The organism is Caballeronia sp. J97, from assembly GCF_905220305.1.
GTDB lineage: Bacteria > Pseudomonadota > Gammaproteobacteria > Burkholderiales > Burkholderiaceae > Caballeronia.
Window position 1 is genome coordinate 1 of the sequence record NZ_CAJMZL010000073.1, and the last position, 3,296, is coordinate 3,296.

The 3,296-nt window shown below is 62.8% G+C and carries 4 protein-coding genes; all 4 read left to right on the forward strand.

The window, feature by feature from the left end; genetic code table 11:
* Window positions 1-10: 10 nt before the first annotated feature.
* From sdhC to U4Y90_RS35825, 4 genes are read left to right on the forward strand one after another with little or no spacing between them, the layout of a single operon-like run.
* Window positions 11-421, forward strand: a complete 411-nt coding sequence (gene sdhC, locus U4Y90_RS35810; RefSeq protein ID WP_321801856.1) for a succinate dehydrogenase, cytochrome b556 subunit — start codon at window positions 11-13, stop codon at window positions 419-421.
* A 2-nt stretch (window positions 422-423) separates the two neighbouring features.
* Window positions 424-792: a succinate dehydrogenase, hydrophobic membrane anchor protein gene (gene sdhD, locus U4Y90_RS35815; RefSeq protein WP_321801849.1), complete on the forward strand. Its 369-nt coding sequence runs from the start codon at window positions 424-426 to the stop codon at window positions 790-792.
* Between the two features lie 5 nt (window positions 793-797).
* Entirely contained in the window at window positions 798-2,573 is a 1,776-nt protein-coding gene (sdhA, locus tag U4Y90_RS35820) for a succinate dehydrogenase flavoprotein subunit (RefSeq protein ID WP_321801850.1), read from the forward strand.
* 21 nt (window positions 2,574-2,594) lie between these two features.
* Window positions 2,595-3,296 carry a succinate dehydrogenase iron-sulfur subunit gene (locus U4Y90_RS35825; RefSeq protein ID WP_014193767.1) on the forward strand — a complete coding sequence of 234 codons (702 nt, stop codon included), beginning with the start codon at window positions 2,595-2,597 and terminating at the stop codon, window positions 3,294-3,296.

The window sequence follows — 3,296 nt, forward strand, 5'->3', positions numbered from 1 at the left end:
GGGGTCTAGCATGGCTGAAGCCGTAAAAAAACCAAGGCCCGAATACCGCAACATCGGTATCGGGCAAATCGCGAAGTATCGCTTGCCGCTGGCGGGGAAGGTGTCGATCCTGCATCGGGTGAGCGGGCTGCTGCTCTTCGTGTGTCTGCCGTTCATCCTGTATCTGCTGGATCAGAGCCTTACGTCGGAGATTTCGTTCGACGCGTTCAAGGGCTTTCTCGCCAACCCCATCGTCAAGATCGTCACGCTCGTGCTGTCGTGGGCGTATCTGCATCACTTCTGCGCGGGCATTCGTTTCCTGCTGCTCGACACCCACGTCGCGGTCAATAAGGAAGGCGGCAGGCAGACCGCTGTGATCGTGCTGGTCGTTTCGCTGTTGCTCACGCTCGCGATGGCCCTCAAGATCTTCGGAGTGTTCTAAACATGGCAACGCAAAACCGAGTCGGCCCCAAGCGCCTGGTGGTAGGCGCGCATTACGGTCTGCGCGACTGGCTCGCGCAACGCATCACCGCGGTCGTGATGGCCGTGTACACCGTCATTCTTCTCTTCTGGTTCTTCGGCGCGCACAACTTCTCGTATGAAGGCTGGGCGGGCATCTTCGCGACCCAGTGGATGAAGCTCGCCACCTTTGTAGCCTTGCTTTGCCTCTTCTATCACGCGTGGGTCGGCATTCGCGACATCTGGATGGACTACGTGAAGCCCATGGGTCTGCGCCTGCTGCTGCAAGTGCTGACGATCCTGTGGCTCGTCGGATGCGCCGGCTACGCTGCACAGATTCTCTGGAGAGTTTAAAGAACATGGCTGCAATCAAGACTTCCCTGCCGCGTCGTCGTTTCGACGTGGTCATCGTCGGCGCGGGCGGCTCGGGCATGCGCGCATCGCTGCAGCTCGCGCGCGCGGGCCTGTCCGTCGCGGTGCTCTCCAAGGTGTTCCCGACGCGCTCGCATACGGTGGCCGCGCAAGGCGGCATCGGCGCCTCGCTCGGCAACATGAGCGAAGACAACTGGCACTATCATTTCTACGACACGATCAAGGGCTCCGACTGGCTCGGCGACCAGGACGCGATCGAGTTCATGTGCCGCGAAGCGCCCAACGCCGTGTACGAGCTCGAACACATGGGCATGCCGTTCGACCGCAATGCGGACGGCACGATCTATCAGCGCCCGTTCGGCGGCCACACGGCGAACTACGGCGAGAAGCCGGTGCAGCGCGCCTGCGCCGCCGCTGACCGTACCGGCCACGCGTTGCTGCACACGCTGTACCAGCAGAACGTCGCGGCCAAGACGCACTTTTTCGTCGAATGGATGGCGCTGGATCTGATCCGCGACGCCGACGGCGACGTGCTCGGCGTCACCGCGCTGGAGATGGAAACGGGCGAGGTGTACATCCTCGAAGGCAAGACCACGCTGTTCGCCACGGGCGGCGCGGGGCGCATCTTCGCGGCATCGACGAATGCGTTCATCAACACGGGCGATGGCCTCGGCATGGCCGCGCGCTCAGGGATAGCGCTGCAGGACATGGAGTTCTGGCAGTTCCACCCGACCGGCGTGGCCGGCGCGGGCGTGCTGATCACCGAAGGCGTGCGCGGCGAGGGCGGCATTCTGCGCAACTCGAACGGCGATCGCTTCATGGAGCGCTATGCGCCCACGCTGAAGGATCTCGCGCCGCGCGACTTCGTTTCGCGCTCGATGGACCAGGAGATCAAGGAAGGCCGCGGCGTCGGTCCGAACAAGGATCACGTGCTGCTGGACCTGTCGCACATCGGCGCGGAGACGATCATGAAGCGTCTGCCGTCGATTCGCGAGATCGCGCTGAAGTTCGCCAACGTCGACTGCATCAAGGAGCCGATTCCGGTGGTGCCGACCATCCACTATCAGATGGGCGGGATTCCGACGAACATGCACGGTCAGGTGGTGGGCACGGCGAAGGGCTACGACGATCCGGTCAACGGCTTCTATGCGGTGGGCGAATGCTCGTGCGTCTCGGTGCACGGCGCGAACCGTCTGGGCACGAACTCGCTGCTGGACCTGGTCGTGTTCGGGCGCGCCGCGGGCAATCACATCATCAAGCACGCGCAGGAGCTGAAGGAGCACAAGCCGCTGCCGGCCGATGCCGCGGACTTCGCGATGGAGCGTCTCGCGGTGCTGGAGAAGTCCACCTCGGGCGAATACACGCAGAACATCGCCAACGACATCCGCTCGACGATGCAGGCGCACGCGGGCGTGTTCCGCACCTCGAAGCTGCTGGAAGAGGGCGTGGGCAAGATGGCGGAGCTGGCCGAGCGCGTGAAGCACGTGCATCTGAAGGACAAGTCGAAGGTGTTCAACACGGCGAAGGTCGAGGCGCTGGAGCTGGCGAACCTGATCGAAGTGGCGCGCGCGACGATGGTGTCGGCCGAAGCGCGCAAGGAAAGCCGCGGCGCGCATGCGCACAGCGACTACGAGCATCGCGACGACGAGAACTGGATGCGCCACACGCTGTGGTTCAGCGAAGGCGATCGGCTGGATTACAAGCCGGTGCAGATGAAGCCGCTGACGGTCGAATCGGTGCCGCCCAAGGCGCGTACCTTCTAAGGCAAGCGCAAGGAAATCGAAATGGCAAAACGAATTTTTGAAGTTTATCGCTACGATCCGGACAAGGATGCGGCGCCGCGCATGCAGACGTACGAGCTGGATCTGACGCATGAACGCATGCTGCTGGACGCGCTGGTGAAGCTGAAGGAAGTCGACGAGACGCTGTCGTTCCGTCGCTCGTGCCGCGAAGGCGTGTGCGGCTCGGACGCGATGAACATCAACGGCAAGAACGGCCTCGCGTGTCTGACGAATCTGAACGAGCTGCCGCAGAAGATCGTGCTGCGTCCGCTGCCGGGTCTGCCGGTGGTGCGCGACCTGATCTGCGATTTCACGCAGTTCTTCAACCAGTATCATTCGATCAAGCCGTACCTGATCAACGATACGCCGCCGCCGGAGAAAGAGCGCCTGCAATCGCCGGTGGAGCGCGACGAGCTGGACGGTCTCTACGAGTGCATTCTGTGCGCGAGCTGCTCGACCTCGTGCCCGAGCTTCTGGTGGAACCCGGACAAGTTCGTGGGCCCGGCGGGCTTGCTGCAGGCCTATCGCTTCATCGCGGACAGCCGCGACCAGGCGACGGGCGAACGGCTCGACAACCTGGAAGATCCGTATCGTCTGTTCCGTTGCCATACGATCATGAATTGCGTCGACGTGTGCCCCAAGGGGCTCAATCCGACCAAGGCGATCGGCAAGATCAAGGAATTGATGGTGCGCCGGGCGGTTTGA